The sequence below is a fragment of the Vagococcus jeotgali genome (genome assembly GCF_035918315.1).
Lineage (GTDB): Bacteria > Bacillota > Bacilli > Lactobacillales > Vagococcaceae > Vagococcus > Vagococcus jeotgali.
The window spans coordinates 504,213-522,093 of record NZ_CP142146.1 but is presented as its reverse complement, the minus strand read 5'-3'; the positions used below and the strand labels follow the sequence as shown (position 1 = coordinate 522,093).

At 33.8% G+C, this 17,881-nt stretch carries 15 protein-coding genes; 4 read left to right on the top strand and 11 right to left on the bottom strand.

The window, feature by feature from the left end; genetic code table 11:
• Positions 1–28: 28 nt before the first annotated feature.
• On the bottom strand, positions 29–1,525 hold the full coding sequence (locus VSF34_RS02705; protein WP_326717560.1) for a glucosaminidase domain-containing protein: 1,497 nt from the start codon (positions 1,523–1,525) through the stop codon (positions 29–31).
• A gap of 253 nt (positions 1,526–1,778) precedes the next feature.
• Between VSF34_RS02705 and VSF34_RS02700 the strand changes: the two genes are divergently transcribed.
• Positions 1,779–1,997: a hypothetical protein gene (locus VSF34_RS02700; protein ID WP_326717559.1), complete on the top strand. Its 219-nt coding sequence runs from the start codon at positions 1,779–1,781 to the stop codon at positions 1,995–1,997.
• A gap of 50 nt (positions 1,998–2,047) precedes the next feature.
• Here VSF34_RS02700 and VSF34_RS02695 read toward each other — a convergent pair whose 3' ends face one another.
• The 6 genes from VSF34_RS02695 to VSF34_RS02670 all read right to left on the bottom strand — a co-directional run bounded on the left by VSF34_RS02695 (position 2,048) and on the right by VSF34_RS02670 (position 9,970).
• A complete protein-coding gene (locus VSF34_RS02695; protein WP_326717558.1) occupies positions 2,048–2,767 on the bottom strand; it encodes an MIP/aquaporin family protein in 720 nt (239 codons plus the stop codon).
• 7 nt (positions 2,768–2,774) lie between these two features.
• Positions 2,775–4,601 (bottom strand): type 1 glycerol-3-phosphate oxidase, encoded by a 1,827-nt coding sequence (gene glpO / locus VSF34_RS02690; RefSeq protein WP_326717557.1) that lies wholly within the window; start codon positions 4,599–4,601, stop codon positions 2,775–2,777.
• A 19-nt stretch (positions 4,602–4,620) separates the two neighbouring features.
• Positions 4,621–6,126 carry a glycerol kinase GlpK gene (gene glpK / locus VSF34_RS02685; RefSeq protein ID WP_326717556.1) on the bottom strand — a complete coding sequence of 502 codons (1,506 nt, stop codon included), beginning with the start codon at positions 6,124–6,126 and terminating at the stop codon, positions 4,621–4,623.
• A gap of 160 nt (positions 6,127–6,286) precedes the next feature.
• The gene (locus tag VSF34_RS02680) at positions 6,287–7,735 is read right to left on the bottom strand and encodes an AcpB/EbpR/MafR family transcriptional regulator (protein ID WP_326717555.1); all 1,449 of its coding nucleotides are present in this window, start codon (positions 7,733–7,735) and stop codon (positions 6,287–6,289) included.
• Positions 7,725–9,035, bottom strand: a complete 1,311-nt coding sequence (locus VSF34_RS02675; RefSeq protein WP_326717554.1) for an NAD(P)/FAD-dependent oxidoreductase — start codon at positions 9,033–9,035, stop codon at positions 7,725–7,727. The genes VSF34_RS02680 and VSF34_RS02675 overlap by 11 nt, the downstream gene beginning before the upstream one ends.
• 89 nt (positions 9,036–9,124) lie before the next feature.
• On the bottom strand, positions 9,125–9,970 hold the full coding sequence (locus VSF34_RS02670; protein ID WP_326717553.1) for an AEC family transporter: 846 nt from the start codon (positions 9,968–9,970) through the stop codon (positions 9,125–9,127).
• Positions 9,971–10,309: 339 nt separating this feature from the next.
• On the opposite strand from VSF34_RS02670, the gene VSF34_RS02665 reads away from it, so the two are divergent.
• Together VSF34_RS02665 and VSF34_RS02660 are read left to right on the top strand one after the other, a co-directional pair.
• The gene (locus VSF34_RS02665) at positions 10,310–10,903 is read left to right on the top strand and encodes a YncE family protein (RefSeq protein WP_326717552.1); all 594 of its coding nucleotides are present in this window, start codon (positions 10,310–10,312) and stop codon (positions 10,901–10,903) included.
• Between the two features lie 98 nt (positions 10,904–11,001).
• A complete protein-coding gene (locus VSF34_RS02660) occupies positions 11,002–11,403 on the top strand; it encodes a hypothetical protein (protein ID WP_326717551.1) in 402 nt (133 codons plus the stop codon).
• Positions 11,404–11,462: 59 nt separating this feature from the next.
• On the opposite strand, the gene floT is transcribed toward VSF34_RS02660, so the two are convergent.
• From floT to VSF34_RS02640, 4 genes are all read right to left on the bottom strand, one after another.
• Positions 11,463–12,902, bottom strand: coding sequence for a flotillin lipid rafts scaffold protein FloT (gene floT / locus VSF34_RS02655; RefSeq protein WP_326717550.1), 1,440 nt, complete (start codon positions 12,900–12,902; stop codon positions 11,463–11,465).
• 12 nt (positions 12,903–12,914) lie between these two features.
• Entirely contained in the window at positions 12,915–13,436 is a 522-nt protein-coding gene (locus VSF34_RS02650) for an NfeD family membrane protein (RefSeq protein WP_326717549.1), read from the bottom strand.
• A 158-nt stretch (positions 13,437–13,594) separates the two neighbouring features.
• The gene (locus VSF34_RS02645) at positions 13,595–16,339 is read right to left on the bottom strand and encodes an FtsX-like permease family protein (protein WP_326717548.1); all 2,745 of its coding nucleotides are present in this window, start codon (positions 16,337–16,339) and stop codon (positions 13,595–13,597) included.
• An 11-nt stretch (positions 16,340–16,350) separates the two neighbouring features.
• Entirely contained in the window at positions 16,351–17,052 is a 702-nt protein-coding gene (locus VSF34_RS02640; protein WP_326717547.1) for an ABC transporter ATP-binding protein, read from the bottom strand.
• 158 nt (positions 17,053–17,210) lie between these two features.
• Here VSF34_RS02640 and VSF34_RS02635 point away from each other — a divergent pair, with 158 nt between their 5' ends.
• Positions 17,211–17,876 (top strand): DNA/RNA non-specific endonuclease, encoded by a 666-nt coding sequence (locus VSF34_RS02635; RefSeq protein ID WP_326717546.1) that lies wholly within the window; start codon positions 17,211–17,213, stop codon positions 17,874–17,876.
• Positions 17,877–17,881 lie beyond the last annotated feature (5 nt).

Sequence of the window (17,881 nt, the reverse complement as noted above, 5' to 3'; positions counted from 1 at the left end):
ACACACCCCTATCACTTTTGTCATCTTATTATCTGAAATCAAAATATGCAGATGGGTTTAAATAACTCTTCCACATCTCTGTACTTACACCAAAGTGCAAGTGACTTCCAGTTGAATTACCTGTACTACCTACTAAACCAACAATATTACCAGCAGCTACCTTATCTCCAGTAGATACTCCAATTTTGTTTAGATGGAAGTAATTAGTATATAAATCATTACTATGTTTTACAATAACATAATTTCCTGCAGATGGATCAAATCCAGTTCCAGTAACAACGCCATCACTTGATGCATATACTGGTGTATTAGCTGCAATAGCTAAATCAATACCATCATGATGCTCTGCACCACGAGCGCCAAATGGACTAGAAACCACATAACCTTTATCTAGAGGTAAGATGAAGTCAGCAGTTTTTTTGTTGATTGGGTTCATTAACTGATAACTATCAACTGTTCGATTGTTATTAATCTTACGTTTACCTTTTTTAACTGGTTTATCAAAAAATGTTAAGTCATAAGTATCAATGAGTTCGTTTAATTTTTCATGATAACGTGTATCTGTTGCGTAACGACCAGTTAAATGACGAGTAGCTTGTTTATAATCCTTTGCACCCTTTTTAGTTGCTCCGTAATAAAATCCAGTATTAGAATCAATACCTTTTGTCATTAAATCAGAATAATCTTCAAGAGACTCTTTATATGAAGGGTATTTTCTAAAACTTGCTTGGATACCATACATTTGTCCCGATCCATTATCTTCCATTGTAGCAAATGAAACTGATTCGCCTTTATATGCTCCTTTGATACCAAATAAATTATAATTTGGTTGACTTGCCAAAGCACTTTGACCACTTGCAGATTCTAAAATAGCTTGTGCAATCATAACAGATGCATATAAGTCATTTTTTTGCCCAATTTTTCTAGCATCTTCACCGATTTCATTAATAAATTCTTGTGTACTTTTCGTTACAGAAAAATGAATAGGTGTGTTGATCATTTCAGCTGATGTTTTAGGGAAAACAGCTGGACCAGCTGGATTAACTTTTTCCTCTTTCTGAGGTTTTGTTGCTGGCTTTTTATCAGGTTTTGGTTTTGATTCTGGTTTTTTACCAGGTTTTGGTTTGCTTTCTGGTTTTTTACCAGGTTTTGGCTTTTCTTCTGGCTTAGGCTTTTCTTCTGGTTTTTCTTCTGGCTTTTCTTCTGGTTTTTCTTCTGGCTTTTCTCCTGATTCTTCCGTATTACCAGTTTCTTCATCAGGCTTTTCCCCTGATTCTTCTGTATTACCAGCTTCCTCACCAGGCTTTTCTTCTGATGACTCTGTTGTTGTGTCTTCTGTTTCCTCAGTTGATGGTGTATCTTCTGTTTCACCAGCTGATTCTTCAGTCTTTTCTGTTTCCTCACCATTAACTAAACTAATTGGTTCTTCTGATGAACTATTTTCAGCATAAACAACAGTTCCTGTTGTTGCTAATGTTTGACAAATTAATGTTGAAAGTAAAAGATATGTGCTTACTTTTTTCAATGCTATGTCTCCCTCCTAGAATATGTTACTATATATTAGCTAAACTAACTCTATTCTATTTATATGTTACTATATTAACACTATATATACAAAGTTATCCGCTTTTTTTTTTTACATATTGCTCGCATAATTTTAGAGTATATCTAAATTATCCCCTAATTTAATGTTAATCATACAAATAAAGATACCTTTACAAAAAATACCCTAGAGCGTATGATAATGGAAGATTCAAAACAAAGAAAGGGGTTAGCTTATGGGATGTTCTTGTAAAAAAACGTTACCTGCTAAAATTCTCATTGGTATTTCTTTAATCATTATAGTGTTATTCAATCATACTACTTATGCTTCTCTTGCTTTTAGTATTGGAGGTGTTTTACAAGCTATTGGTTTAATTTGGTTTTTCTCACTACTTATCTTACAACACATTTCAAATAAACAGCATTGTGTAAATAAAAATAAAAGTAAGTCGTAAATAAAAAAGGAGGTCAACTTTTAAAGTCGATCTCCTTTTCACTTTTTGACCTAGATTGGTAACATTAACCATAATAGTGCTGCTACGACACCACCAACAAATGGTCCAACAATTGGTACCCAAGAATAAGCCCAATCTGAATCACCTTTATGTTTGATTGGTAAAATTTGATGAGCAATACGAGGTCCTAAATCCCTTGCTGGGTTAATAGCATACCCTGTTGATCCACCAAGTGATAGACCAATAGATAAGATTAAGATACCTACGACAACTGGATTAAATCCATCAGCAAATGTGTTTTGAGTAAATGCTAATAGTGAGAATACTAAGACAAATGTACCAATTGCCTCCGTCAACACATTAGCTCCGTAACTACGAATAGCTGGTCCTGTTGCAAATGATCCTAAAATAGCTGCTTCATCTTTTGTTGCTGCATATTGTGGTAAGTATGCTAGCCAAACAATAATTGCTCCAACAAATGCCCCAACTAACTGAGCTAAAATAAATGGAATCACTAAGCCCCAACTAAATAATCCTGCTGAAGCTAAACCTAGTGTCACTGCTGGATTCAAATGAGCTGGTCCCATAAAACCAGACACATATACTGCAATCGTTACCGCAGCCCCCCATCCCAAAGTAATTACAACCCAGCCGGCATTTTCTGCCTTACTCTTTGCTAAAACAACACCTGCAACAACTCCGTCTCCAAGCAATACTAAGATTAACGTACCTAAAAATTCACTAAAAATCTGTAATCCTGCTGCATCCATGATTATCTCACCCTTCTGTTTTTAGTTTGTCTAAGCTAGACTCAGACATTTTTTCTGTTAATTCAGTTGTATATAATTGTGCTTGATTATCATCCCACTGATAATATTCTTTCATAGCTTCAACAAGAGCTACCTTTACTGCATCCAGTTGATCTCTCATAAATAATAAATAATTAGTTCTTCTTAGAGCGTAATCAACAGGTGTCAGTGTCATTTCATTTTCTAAAGAATACATCAACGCCATTGATTGAGCTTTGGTTAACCCATTGAACTCAACATCTTCATATGATAAAACATCTTTTGTGTTTGAACCATATAAATGAGCTAGATATGTTGCTTCTTTTTCTGATAAACCTTTACTTACTCCAAGTTCAATATAATCTTTCATAGCACCTTCGACATTTGTTGCATCAAAGTGACCACCTGAAACTGGGTAATTAATTGAATCAATTAAAACAAAGTCATCTCCGTACTCCTTAGACAAAATACTATTAATCATATTAAGAGCACCTTCGGCCATTAAACGGTAATCAGTAATTTTACCACCAGCTAATGTAATTAACCCATCATCAGCTCTTGTTAAGCTACTTCCACGTGAGACACTAGATGGCGATTTAGTACCATCCCCTGCTTGGGTTTTAACACTATGAATTGATTTTTCTAAGCCTTCACGTGTTAGTGTTCCTATTTCATATTCATCTACTGATTGAATGACTTTCTCTAAACTCTCATCTGTGATATTCCCACTAGCTGCCCCGTTATAATCAGAACCACCATTACCTGAAATTAGTGGTCTTAAACCTGCCCAACTTGCTTCAATATCATCAATAGTTAAGTTTCTTTCAGGGAATTTATTATTGACAACTTTCAATAAGTAACTCACATCTTCACTTGTTACTGTTGGGTGGCTGAAATCTCCCTCGTAATCTGTATCTGTCGTTCCAAAATAAGTTTTGTCTTCTCTAGGTACCACAAAAACCATACGCCCATCATTTAAACCTGTATCAAAATAAGTCGGTTGAGATACATTTAATTTTTCACGATCAACAACTAAGTGAACACCTTTTGTAGGACGCATTTGGTCAATAACTTCTTTGTCTTTTGTCATATGACGAACAGTATCAGACCAAGGACCTGTTGTATTAATCACAACTTTGGCATGAATAACATATTCTTCACTTGTTATCATATCTTTAACCTTCACACCATTAATTTGATCTGAATCATCATAAACAAAACCAATCACTTTTGTACGAGATAACATATGCCCACCATCAGCTTGAGCTTGCTTAATATTTTCAATGACAAGCCTTGAATCATTATTTCTAAAATCTAGATAGATTCCCCCACCAAGCAAACCATCGGCATTTAAATGAGGACTTATCTCTAACACTTCTTCTTTTGTTAACACTCTATTTTCATAGTCTGTTCCTTTAACGTTTGCTAATTGATCATATAAATCCATCGCAATTTTTAAAGAAAACATTGAAAATGTAGAATTCGGATCATCATAAATTGGTAAAAGCATTGGGTCAGGTTTTGGGATATGTGGTGCTACTTTTTGGACATTAGCCCTCTCCCTTACTGTATCGGCTACTACTTCTACATCAAAAGATTTTAAATAACGAATACCACCATGAACAAGCTTTGTGGAACGTGAACTTGTTCCTTCAGAGAAATCTTGCATTTCAACAAGAGCAGTACTCATACCAGAAGCAGCAGCCTGCACTGCCACTCCTGCACCAGTAATACCTCCGCCAATAATCAAAACATCCACTGTATGATCTTTTAAAAATTTAATTGACTCTTCCCGTGTTTTTAGTGAAAAACTCATGTTTATCAATTCCTTTTTTTTATTTCTTACGTGTAAACGCTTGTGTTGCACTAACAGCTGCTTTCCATCCACTGTATAGCTCTTCTCTTTCATCTTCTTTCATAGTTGGAACAAATACTTTTCCATCTTGAACAAATTCTGTTAACTCCTCAACATCTTTCCAAAATCCAACAGCAAGACCTGCTAAGTAAGCTGCTCCTAGAGCTGTTGTTTCAAGGTTTGGTGCACGTTGAACATCGATATCAGAAATATCTGCTTGAAACTGTAGTAGAGTATCATTATGTGCGGCACCACCATCAACTTTAATGATAGGAATATTTATACCAGCATCTTTTTGCATAGTGTCAATAACATCTTTTGATTGATAAGCAATAGATTGTAATGTTGCTTTAACAAAATCTTCTCTTGTCGTGCCACGTGTTAGACCAAAAATAGCCCCTCTAGCATCTGAATCCCAGTACGGTGCACCAAGACCTGTGAAGGCAGGTACAACATAGACATTATTGTCTCCTGTCGATTCATTAGCCATTTGTTCTGACTCACCTGAGCTCTCAATCATTTTAAGTCCATCTCTTAACCACTGGATAGCAGAACCTGCCACAAAAATACTACCTTCCAAAGCATAATATACTTTGCCGTTAATACCATAACCTATCGTTGTTAGTAATTTATTTTCAGAAAACTGTGGTGTCTCACCTGTATTTAATACAATAAATGCACCTGTTCCATAAGTATTTTTAATTGAACCTACTTCAAAAGCAAGTTGTCCAAATAATGCTGCTTGTTGATCTCCTGCCATACCTGAAATAGGGACTTCACTACCATAGAAATGGTAACTTTGTGTGTAACCATAAACTTCTGAATTGCTTTTTACTTCTGGAAGTAGAGAATTTGGAATATTCAATAAGTCTAATATTTCTTGATCCCACTTTAATTCTGTGATGTTATACATCATTGTTCTTGAAGCATTTGAATAATCCGTCACATGAACTTCACCATCTGTTAACTTCCACAACAACCAAGTATCTATGGTTCCAAAGGCTAATTCTCCACGTTCTGCACGCTCTTGAGCACCTTCTACATGGTCTAAAATCCAACGAACTTTCGTTGCTGAGAAATAAGCATCAATTACTAAACCAGTTTTTTTATGGAACATCTCTTCATAGCCTTCTTCTTTCAACTTATCGGCTAGTGGAGCTGATTGTCTAGATTGCCATACAATAGCATTGTAAATTGGTTTTCCTGTTTTACGGTCCCAAATAACAGTTGTTTCACGCTGGTTTGTAATACCAATTCCCTTAACTTGTGATGGTTCAATACCTGATTCGATAAATGCTCCTGCAATTACTGATTGAACTGAGTTCCAAATCTCATTAGCGTTATGCTCAACCCAACCTGGTTCTGGAAAGATTTGTGTGAATTCTTTTTGTGAACTAGCAATGCTATTTCCTGCCTTATCAAAAATAATAGCTCTTGAACTTGTTGTTCCTTGATCAATGGACATAATGTACTCTTTTGTTGTCATAAAATTTCCTCCTAAGGTTTAAATAATAGCGTTTTCTTTCTATGGATTTATCATACACTAAAAAAGAGTTGTCAAACTGTCGTTTTTTGTGTTTTTTTTTTGTTTTTCCGACCGTTTACTTACTAAAGCTAATGATATCAACAATAAAGTAATATTATATTTATTTTACTAATGATATTTCTCTGATGACTTCAATAATATTATTTAAGTCATAAGTAGTTCCTAATTCTGTAATGACATAAACTCTACATTTGTACTTTAAATATTCTCGGTTACTAATAACCAAATCATAGTCTTTTTCAGGATAATATAATTGACAATTAACACCATTTAGTTTGTCAACAAAAGCTTTAATCCTTTGATAAGTCCCTTCTTTAAAAACATCCTCAAGATGTAGATCAATGCCAACTTTAATGTCCATATTTATTTCACCATCTATTATAGCCAAGATATTTAAATAGGTTAGCTTCGTTAAATCAGCTAGACTGTCTTTTTTATCATAAGGTAGTCTGTTAACCACTTCGTTAAATAAGCGCTCTACTTCAGGCTTTAATACACGAGCTGACCATGTTTTTTCACTCTCCCAAATAAATGGTAAGGATAAAATATCTATATTACCTTTGAAAAAGTATAACCGTGAATGAATTCTTGATAAATAATAATAAACTTGACTTTCAAGATCATGAGATAAAACTAGAGGTCTGTAGTCTAGGATAATGGTCTCTAAAATAAAAGTATCCACTATAGCTGTTGGGGTAAACCTAGATCTTAAGATATCATATTGGTAAAAATCACTAGGAGATAAAATATCAAAACTTACTAGAAAAGCAAAATGAATCATGCTCTCCTCTTCATTAATATCAATAGCATAATAGCCTAACACGCGGATTACCATACTGCTAATCAGCTTAAAATAAGGATCTCTTTCATAAGCTTTAAACTGTTTTCTAAACTGTTTAAACTGCTGATTAGGCACATTGATTCTCTTCTTAGCTATACTTAGCCATAATTCAATATGTTCTATACTAAGAGGTGATAAGGTAATGGATAAACCACTTTCAATGAGGCGAATAAAATCCATCCTATTTCTAGAAATCATATCTTTTGGGAGTATATTTAAAGAAGAAAAAAAACAATAATAAAAATAGCGAATCTGGCTTTCTTCTCCTACTAATTTTCCTTGCCATATCTCAATTTCAAATTCTTTTAATAGATGATTAAGCTCTTTGATTTTTCTAAAAACTGTTGATTCACTCATACCTAGTTCTTGTGTCAGTAAAACAACTGTATACTCTGTATGCTCATACAGATACATTAAAATTTGATATTTGATAGCTTGCTTATAAATTTTTTCCTCAATACAGCGAATTGAACACTCTGGCGCTAAAGTAAACATTACTATTTGCCCATCATAAAAAATAGTTATTTGATGTTGAAAAGTAGATAACGTGTCATTTAAGTCTTCAATGTAACCTTCAAGAGAGGCCTTACTGACGTTTAATTCTTTGGTTAACACTTGAATTCTTTCACTACCACCAACTTGTAGAACATATTTGATTAATTCAATTTGCTTGGCTTCTTTTTTTTCTAATAGATCCTCATATCTCATAGTCATCAGATACCCTTTTCTTATTGATATATAAATCTGGTTTTAAGTATGTGAACTCTGGATGGTATATTTTTTCTTGCCACTCAATATTTGATAGCACCATTTTTTGGTTAATCATTAATGCGTATTGATTAATTTTATCTGCAACAGGTTGAGATGATAAAAGCTGAACGCCTAGTAAAACAAAAGAATTAGCATCATATAGTATTTTTTTTCTGATAACATCTTTACTTGTAAAAGAGACATTCATCTCATATGTATAACTTGCCACATCACCTGGATAAACAAACGATTCTGCTTCAAGCAACCCACAACTACCAAGATAACTTCCAAATAAATGAGTTCCTACTGTTTGGCAAACAGGTTGAAGTGGTTTTATAGCTTTTTTTAAATTTTTAGCACAAGTTATTCCTGTTTGAACCGCTGTATTAATAAGTGGCACGTAGGTAGGCATAGGTAATACGCTAGATGGGACTTGAATTAAATCCCCAATGGCAAAAACATCTGGTTGTGATGTTCTTAAATATTTATCCACATAAATAGTTTGTTCTGTTGTGAGTTGCAATTGCTTTTTAAAAATAGCTAAATTAGGCCGTACACTAGTGGCTAATATCACAGGAACACCTTGGCCTTTATGCTTTTTAAGATTCGAAGCTATCACTTCTTGTTCACTAAGCGTGTTTATTGTTTCTTCAAAATATATCTTTAATGATGGCTCCTCTTTTAGCTCGTTAATAAATGGCTGTAGAAAATCTTTATCAAAATATTTGTACAAAGGATAATTCATCGTCTCAATAACCTCAACTACCTTACCTGCTTGAATTAAAGCATCACTCAGCTCTAGCCCTGCCTGACCTGCCCCAATCACAATGACATCTTTAGACTGCTGAATCTTATTTAACGTAACAGCACTAGTCTCCTTGTCTTTAAAAGTTAACCCTTCTTTATCAGACATGTCTAAATTTTTAGGTACCTGACTTGATCCAGTAGCAAGTACTAGCTTGTCAAATGTTACTTCACCATGATTTGTGATAAGCAAATGGTTAGCTAATTGAAACTCTGTGACACAAGTATCTAAGCATAAAGTAATTCCTATTTGTTCTAATTCCTTTTGATTTATAAAATAAGCATCTTCTAAAGAAGGAATAGCCCCCTTTAATACTAAACTCAAACCACTAGGAATATAGCCAATATCAGGTTGTTTATCAATTAATACAATCTCATCATTTGGAAAATTCTTCCTAGCTTCTACAGCACAAGATACCCCTGAAAAGGAAGCCCCTACAATGACTATTTTCATATATTCTCCTCCAATCAATTTACCTACATCTTACTATAAACAAAATAAAAAGAACAAAGCATTTACCTTTTGCTTTGTTCTTTTTGTATTTATATTAAACTCATAATAACTGGTAAAGTAAACATACTCGTCACTGTTGTTAGAGCAATGTATTGTGAAACTTTTGTTCCTTTTTGAGCGTATTCCTCAGCCAAAATAGCATTTAATGACCCTACTGGCATAGAGGCTAGTAAGACTAATACACCTAAAACAATCGGATTCACTACAAATAGTTTTAAGATTGGTACAAAAATTAAAGGAATAATAATAGCTCTAACAAATAAAAATTGTAAGTTATCTTTGTCCATTATTAACTCTTTAAACTTAACTTGAGCAAACAAACTACCATTAATAATCATAGATAAGGATGCTGTCATAATAGTTAGAGATGAATTAAAAGCCACAATAGGTACAGGTAATTCAATTTCAAACATAAATAAAGCAAACCCAACAATTGCTGCTAATATAGCAGGTGTCGTTAAAATTGTTCTAATACGCATTTCACGACTTTTTGAAAGTAACATAATACCAATTGTAAATAAAAACAAACTAGTCATCGTATTACATACAACTAATACAACAAGACCAACTTCTCCGTAAAGTTTACCAACAATTGGAATACCAATAAATAGAATATTAGAAAATGTTAAACAGACAATCCACAGCCGCTTAATCATATCTTTCTTTTTAAAAATCGTTGCTAGTAAGTAGCCAATTAATAAAGTAGCTACAATCATAATGACTGAATAAATAGCTGTTTGTTTCATCATATCAAGTAATTCAGGTGTCTTAGCTATCTGAAAACTATTAATAATAGCACCAGGTAGAGCAACTGTAATTAAAAAATAACCAATATAGACATTGGCTCCAGGTGAATACTTCCCTTTTTTTGTCAATAATACGCCCACCAACATGAAAAAAATCAAAACCAACGTTTCATTAAATACAATAATTCCCAATTCATAATCCCCCATTCATTGGGCATCAGTCATAAACGTGATGTCCTTACTCATTTTATAGCTGATAGTTTTGACTGTCAATCAAGGTTTTAATACTACCTCTAATGTAAGCCTTTTACCAAGAGTCTATATTATGTGACTAAAGCGAAGTATTTTATCATTAATAAAACATTAATAAATCTTTTTATTTTCACAAGCAAACTGGTGAAAAATTTGTTATGATAGGGGGAGAATAGAGATTAAGGTTTACGGAAAATAGAAAGGTTTTAACAAGAAATGAAGAAAATATATTTATTAAGTTTATTAGCACTTGTAACAATATTAGTAGGATGTGGTCACACCTCTTCTAACTATACACATTCAAAAGACACAGATAAGGGGCCAAATACTAGTCAAATTGAAGACAATATCACCTCAGTCAAACTCTCCTATCCTGATTTTTTTAATTTTACTCAGTTAGATGATGATAAAGATATATCAAAGTACACTTATCCAGTACCTGGGTTGATTCAAACTAAAACAATAGGAATGAAACATAATAAAACAGGATTAAGCCATGAAATGGATCCTCAAGGTGTTACCATTGCCGAAGATTACTTATTAATTAGTGCCTATAGTCACGGTCATGAGTATCACTCTGTTATTTATGTATTAGATAAGCACACTCATGAATACATTAAAACAGTCGTCTTAGACGGAGATCCTCATGTCGGTGGTATTACTTATGATACTAAGGCTAAAAATATTTGGATTTGTTCAGAAACACCTGTAGGCTCTGCTCAAATTTCTTCGATTCCTTTAGCTGAACTAGAAGCATATCATTTTAATAAACAAAAAAACCGATTGTCTATGATCAACAAATTAATTTAAAAGGAATAAAAAAAGCATCCTATATTACTTTCCACAATGATTCTATTTATGTCGGTTATTTTTCCGATAATCATGAAGCCACTTTAGAGACATACAATATGACTGAAAATGGAAAATTTATTAAAGAGATGAAAGAAAGAAAAATACTCACACAACATGAGGATACTGCCACACCTGATAGTAAAAAAATTGTAGCTCACGGTATTCAAGGTATCACTTTCTACAAGGATTACATCTTGTTATCACAATCTTATGGTGATCATCCTTCTAAAATCTTTGTTTATGATAATAAAAAAGATCATAACCTTAAACAAAAAGAAGCTCTAAAATCTATTGAAGCTCCTCCTTATATGGAACAAATCACAGCAGTAGATGATCAGCTTTATGTTATCTTTGAATCAGGTACAACCAGGTTCCGGGATGAGTTAAATATTGATCCAATTAACTATGTGATTTTAATGGACCTTAAGAAGATAACAAGTGGTTTAACTGATAACTAAAAAAAAGCGGTAAAATCTCTAATTTCAAGAGATTTTACCGCTTTTTAATTATCTTAACTTCACTCTGTCTTATCTATATTATTCTTTGTTATAAAACCTTCTAAGAGCTCTTTTACATCTATTCCTGTTGTTTCTTTCAATGTTTCCTGGGAAGAAGCTAACAGGTTAGTGGCATAATTTGTGACACGATTAGCACCGCTACCTTCCCCACCTTGTCCAGTATCTACAACAGTGATTTTCTCAATATTACCTAGAGGCTGAGCTGCTTCTTTCACTAAATCAGGCAACATCTCGATGACCATACTCATAACAGCTGCATCGCCGTATTGTTTAAAGGCTTCTGCCAATTTTTCTTTGGCCTGGGCTTCTGCAGTACCTTTGGCTGTAATGGCTTCGGCTTGAGCTTGTCCTTCAAGACGAACTTGGGCAGCGTTAGCCTCTGCCATGGCTTCAATTCTAAATTTCTCAGCTTCGGCTTCAGCCACTTCTGAAGCCTTATCAGCAAGAGCTTCTTGTTCTTTAGCATAACGGTCTGCATCAGCTTTTTTCTTCACTTCTGAATCATACTGACGCTCACGACGTTGAATTTCTTTTTCTTCTAATTCAATTTGTTTTTGACGCTCAATGACTTTTACTTCCATCTCTTGTTCGATAACGTGTTGTTGTGCTTTAGCAGTTTCAAGATTGTAAGCTTGATCGGCCTTAGCCTTAGCAATATCTTGTTCTTGTTTATATGTTGCCAGTTTCAATTCTTTTTCTTTTGTTGCTTCAGCAATCTCTGTTTGACGACGTAATTCTGCTTCTTGAGACTCTTTTTCTGCTTGGGCTTTTTTAATACGTGTTTCTTTACTTGCTTCAGCCTCTGCAATCTCAGCATCACGTTTTACTTGGGCAATACGTGGCTTACCTAATGAATCAAGATAGCCATTTTTATCTCTAACTTCTTTAATCGTAAATGACACAATAGTTAATCCCATTTTTGCTAAATCCACACTTGCTACCTCTTGAACACTTTGGGAAAACTTATCTCTATTTTGATAAATTTCCTCTACAGTCATTGAACCTAAAATTGAACGCAAATGACCTTCTAGAACTTCACGAGCTTCATTTTCAAGCTCTTCACGCGTTTTACCTAAAAACTGTTCTGCTGCTGTTGCGATTTCTTCAACAGATGAACCTATTTTAATAATAGAAGTACCATCTGCCATAACAGGGACACCTTGTTCGGTATAAACATCTGGTGTTGACACATCTAATTTACTAGATAATAAACTTAAGCGATTACTTCTTTGAAAAACAGGCAGTACAAATGCTCCACCACCTCTAACTATTTTAAGTTTATTTCCTTGATCATCAGCATGGACATTTTTTGTCCCTAAATAACTCCCGCTAATAATTAGAGCCTCATCTGGCTTAGCTGTTTGGTATTTGGAAACAAACACAATTAACAGCATTAATAGAATAAATACAACAATCCCAATCGGTACAAATATTGACATAAAAAACGCCCCCTAATTAAAATTTTCTTTATACGGTACGACATAACATATTCTGTTTTTAATTTCGATAATTAATACTTTAGAACCAGCAATGACCTCTTTTTCCTGTTCTGTATAAAAGGCTGCTGGACGACTGATTGTCCCAGTGACACTACTTATCACTATTTCCCCCATTCCTTCTATTGGTATTGGTGTGACAACAGTGGCAAACTGACCTTCATAGGTCTTTTCTGAAACCGAGATCGAGGCCTCTGAATTTTTCAGTGGGACAAGTATATAAAAATTTAAGAGAAACACAATGATAGATGACAAAATAATAGAAACTAAAACAACCCAGCCTGAACTGATAGTTGTTAATTTTTCTCCTAAGTAACCAAATAACGAGAAAAATGCTAACCATGGTACGATTAATATGGGATCAACAGGCCCATCAAAATCAAAAATATCACCAAATAAAAATAACAAGACTGATACAAATGCACAAACTATCAGAGTATAAAAATATATTTGTTCAATTGAGTGACCTAATAACACTCCAAACACCTCCTCCTCTTTAATTAGATTATACCAATAATGCACTTAAAATAACAAACTAATTTAGGTGATTAAAAAATCGATTTGCTTAAAGTAACTTGTTTTTAACTAAAAATATAAAAAAACTGACAATAACATCGCCAGTTTTTATCACTAGTTTATTCTGTTGATTTTAAAGCCTCAATCATATCCACATGCTTTAATTTCCTATGCATGAAAAACATAACAATACTAGAAAATAGAATCGTCAGCAGTGTTGAGTAAACATAACTAGATAAATGAATGGTAATCGGGAACATCACCATATCTACTTCAGCTGTTTTAAGAACAAACCTATGAAGTAACATACCCAGCCCGTAACCAAGTATAATACCCATGGCCGTTAAAATATTATTTTCACGGTACACATACATCGTAACCTCTCTATCATAAAACCCTAACACTTTAATTGTTGATAGCTCCCTAATACGCTCTGAAATATTAATATTTGTCAAATTATACAAGACAATAAATGCTAATAAGGCTGCTGAGACAATTAATACCCAAACGACAATATTCAAACTCCCCATAGTGTCATCCATCGCTTTTCCTATTTGACTTGTAAATGATACATTTGCTGCGTAATCACTAGCCATTAATTCACTAGCTAGTTGGTTTTCCTCATCCTCTGTCAAAACATCACCAAATTGAAGTAATTCCACATTATATTCAGGTTTTTCTTTAAATACTTTTTCATAGTATGAAGGTGTCATATAAACAAAATGCATAGCATAATTTTCAATAATATGACTCACTTTAACAACTACCTCTTGATTGTCACCATTACGAATAGCTAACTCATCTCCTTCTTTAAGATCAAAAAAGTTAGCTAATTTCTCATTGATAATAGCACCATCATCTGCTAATTCAAACGTCTCTCCTGATTTTCGGTCATTAAATAAAATAAATTCATTTATACGTTTTATCTCTTTTGGAACATCTACAGTCACATCACGACTAGTAAAACCATCTCTTACTACTGTCATAGTTGTTTGTGACAAGTCGATACTATTAACAATACGCTCATCATTTTCTTTTGTATCAGCATATTCTTTCTTATCTTCATCTGTTGCCTTATTATTAAATACCACAGTAGCATCATAATGCCAAATTTTATCGAACTGCAAACCTACAATGTCACCAATCGAATCTTTCAAGCCAAATCCTGTGACAATCATAGCCATACAACCAGCAATCCCTAAGACGGTCATTAACATGCGTTGTTTATATCTAAATAAGTTTCTAGCAGTCACCTTTTGATTGAAATTAAACTTAGACCAAAGCCATTTCCATCTCTCAAGTAAAATTCGTTTGCCTGGTTTTGGTGCTTTTGGTCTCATTAAAACAGATGGTGTGCTAAGTAAATCTACTCGTAATACCATAAGTGAGGCAAGTAACGTACATAAAAGTGCTACAATAATAGATTGAATCGTATAACTTGGGTAATAAGTGATGATAACTGAAGGCAAGTTATACAAACTACCATAAGCATCAAAAATAACAGTTGGGAACACATAATACCCAATAACTAAACCTAAAATACTTCCAATTATACTAGCTAATGTCGAGTAGACAATGTATTTTTGTGATATTTCTTTATTGGTATAACCTAATGCTTTTAGTGTTCCAATCTCTCCTCGTTTTTCATCTACCATTCTCGTCATAGTAGTTAACGAAATCAAGGCAGCGATTAAGAAAAAGAATACTGGAAATACTGTCGCAATTGAAGAGATACGATCAGCATTATCTTGGAATTCTGAATAAGCTGGGTTATCATCTCTTGAAAAATATAAAAATTCCGCCATTTCTAAATCATCTAATTCCTTTTGACTCTCACTTAGTTCTTTTTTGGCATCTACTAACTTCGTTTCTTCTTTTTTTATTTTATCTTTTTCAGAATTTATTGCATCTTGACCTTCAGAAAGAGCTGACTTTTGCTCATCAGATATAGGCATTCCTAATGATTCAGCTTGTTTTAACTGCTCTTGACTTTGAACTAATTCATCTTCCTTGTCTTTAATGAGTGCCCTAGCATCTCTTAATTCTTTTTCACCAGCCGTCACATCTTTTGTACCATCATCAATTTTTTCTTGAGCTTCTTTTCTAATAACGTCATACTTTTTAGCTGACTGGTTTTTCAACACATCTTTTAATTTTTTTTCATCTTTTTCATAATGGGTTGAATACGCCTTACTATAACTCTTTAAATTTGCTGTATCTTTATAGCGAATGTACGCTTCTGTATAAATATCCATTGTAAAATCTTTTTCTGGAATATAGGCAAAAAAATCTACTGAGCCTTTTCCAACAGACGTGTTTCCACGACTAACTTGATCGATAAACATCGGGCTATTCACAAAACCAACAATTTCAAATGATGCTGGTTTAATATTTTCTGACTCACTCTCATCAACATGAAGCTGATCGCCAATTTGATAAGTATCTAAATCCATTACACGACTATCTAAGACGACCTCACCACTTTTCTCAGGTAAGCGTCCTTCAATTACTTTAAGTTGATTTACTTGGCTATCTGAGTTAAAGGACATTAGACGAATCACTTCATTGGTTTTAGAGTCATCCATATCTAAACTATAAGCTGGATTAACTGTTAAAATCGACTTATCTTGCTTCATTAAGTCAATATCTTCCTCTTCAAGCCCGTAAGTTGAAACAACTTTTGTATCCATTAAATGATAGTCAGAATAATAAGTATCTGCAGTATTGAGCATGTCAGGACCAGTAGCCTTAATACCTGCGTAAAAACAAACACCTAATAAAATAATTAAAAGAATCGAGAAAAATCGGGCTTTAGATTGCTTGATTTCTCTAATGGTTGACTTCCATAGTGCTTTTTTCTTCATCTCATCCCTCCTTACCACTCCAACTCATCAGCTGAAATTGGAGATTCATTTAGTGTCACGCTTCTCACTTTGGCATCATTGATACGAATAACTCTATCTGCCATTTTAGCAATTTCTGAATTATGTGTGATAACAATTACTGTCGTTCCATGCGTGCGACATGTTTCTTCTAATATTTTTAGAATATGTTTTCCTGTTTCAAAATCAAGTGCACCTGTTGGCTCATCACAAAGTAGTAACTTTGGATTTTTAGCTAAAGCTCTTGCAATAGCCACTCGCTGCTGCTCCCCACCTGATAATTGTGCTGGAAAATTTTGAGTTCTATGAGTTAGTTGAACCATCTCTAACACATCATCTATATTAAGAGCTTTAGGAGAGACTTGAGAAGCTAATTCTACATTTTCTTTAGCCGTTAGGTTAGGTACTAGATTATAAAACTGAAAAACAAACCCCACTTCTAAACGTCTATAGGTTGTTAATTCTTTTGTATTAAACTTTGCAATATCTACTTCATCAACACAAACACTTCCCTCATCACAGCTATCCATTCCACCTAATATATTAAGGACTGTTGATTTACCGGCTCCACTAGGACCTAAAATCACAGCGAACTCCCCTTCTTCAATGGAAAAATCGATTCCATTATTAGCAACAATAACATTGTCACCCATTACATAACGTTTATAAACATCTTTTAGCTCGACATAACTCATTGCTTCCACCTCAACTTTATTTTTCTTACTTCATTATAACAAAGATTTGGGAACAAAGATTTGGGATTTTTTTCAATTAAGCTAATTATAAACGAACTATTGTTCTATCTTTATTTCTAACGTATAATATGCCTATACACTAAACAAAGGAGTTATTTATGGTAAAGAAAAAAAAATCACCCAAAAAAGGAGAAAAATCCTATTTACTGATTCTCTTAATTGCGTTTTTAGTATTTGCCTTTTTAGAAATTGATTTCCCAGACGAACTATTACATGACATCATTCCAAAACAGGAAGAAACTACAAAGCAGGAAGCTTCTAAAAAAGGAGACAATCCAGGTCCTATTGAGCACGGACCGGCCACATTTACTGATTATGAACTAAAAAATAGTACTAAAGGCTGGATTGAATACGGATTAAGAGATAAACAGGGGCGTCCGACTGAGGCAAATGCATTAATAAAACCTGATATGATAAATACAGGAACATCAGCTAACCAAGCCATTCGTCCTCCAGGGTTTATTTCAGGTAAAGCACCTAATAATCATTCAAGGGGGCATTTAATTGGTAAGCAACTTGGTGGTACAGGTGATGAGATGGAAAACTTAGTCACTCTTTATCAAAATCCCGTTAACACACCTTTTATGACAAAATATGAAAATATGGTACGAAAAGCTGCTGACAATGGTGAGACGATTCGCTACCGTGTGACACCTGTTTACAAAGAGGATGAACCTATGCCGATTGCTGTTGATATGGAAGCAAAAGGACTAGATAAAAATTCAACGATTGATTTTTACGTGACTATTGAAAATAAAAAATAAGGAGA

Excerpts from the sequence above, each read along its gene's own strand:
- VSF34_RS02665 (WP_326717552.1), top strand. The coding sequence starts at position 10,310 with ATGAAGAAAATATATTTATTAAGTTTATTAGCACTTGTAACAATATTA.
- floT (WP_326717550.1), bottom strand. The coding sequence starts at position 12,902 with ATGTCAATATTTGTACCGATTGGGATTGTTGTATTTATTCTATTAATG.
- VSF34_RS02645 (WP_326717548.1), bottom strand. The coding sequence starts at position 16,339 with ATGAAGAAAAAAGCACTATGGAAGTCAACCATTAGAGAAATCAAGCAA.
- VSF34_RS02680 (WP_326717555.1), bottom strand. The coding sequence starts at position 7,735 with ATGAGATATGAGGATCTATTAGAAAAAAAAGAAGCCAAGCAAATTGAA.
- VSF34_RS02640 (WP_326717547.1), bottom strand. The coding sequence starts at position 17,052 with ATGAGTTATGTCGAGCTAAAAGATGTTTATAAACGTTATGTAATGGGT.
- VSF34_RS02675 (WP_326717554.1), bottom strand. The coding sequence starts at position 9,035 with ATGAAAATAGTCATTGTAGGGGCTTCCTTTTCAGGGGTATCTTGTGCT.
- VSF34_RS02635 (WP_326717546.1), top strand. The coding sequence starts at position 17,211 with ATGGTAAAGAAAAAAAAATCACCCAAAAAAGGAGAAAAATCCTATTTA.
- glpK (WP_326717556.1), bottom strand. The coding sequence starts at position 6,126 with ATGACAACAAAAGAGTACATTATGTCCATTGATCAAGGAACAACAAGT.
- VSF34_RS02700 (WP_326717559.1), top strand. The coding sequence starts at position 1,779 with ATGGGATGTTCTTGTAAAAAAACGTTACCTGCTAAAATTCTCATTGGT.
- VSF34_RS02695 (WP_326717558.1), bottom strand. The coding sequence starts at position 2,767 with ATGGATGCAGCAGGATTACAGATTTTTAGTGAATTTTTAGGTACGTTA.
- VSF34_RS02660 (WP_326717551.1), top strand. The coding sequence starts at position 11,002 with ATGACTGAAAATGGAAAATTTATTAAAGAGATGAAAGAAAGAAAAATA.
- glpO (WP_326717557.1), bottom strand. The coding sequence starts at position 4,601 with ATGAGTTTTTCACTAAAAACACGGGAAGAGTCAATTAAATTTTTAAAA.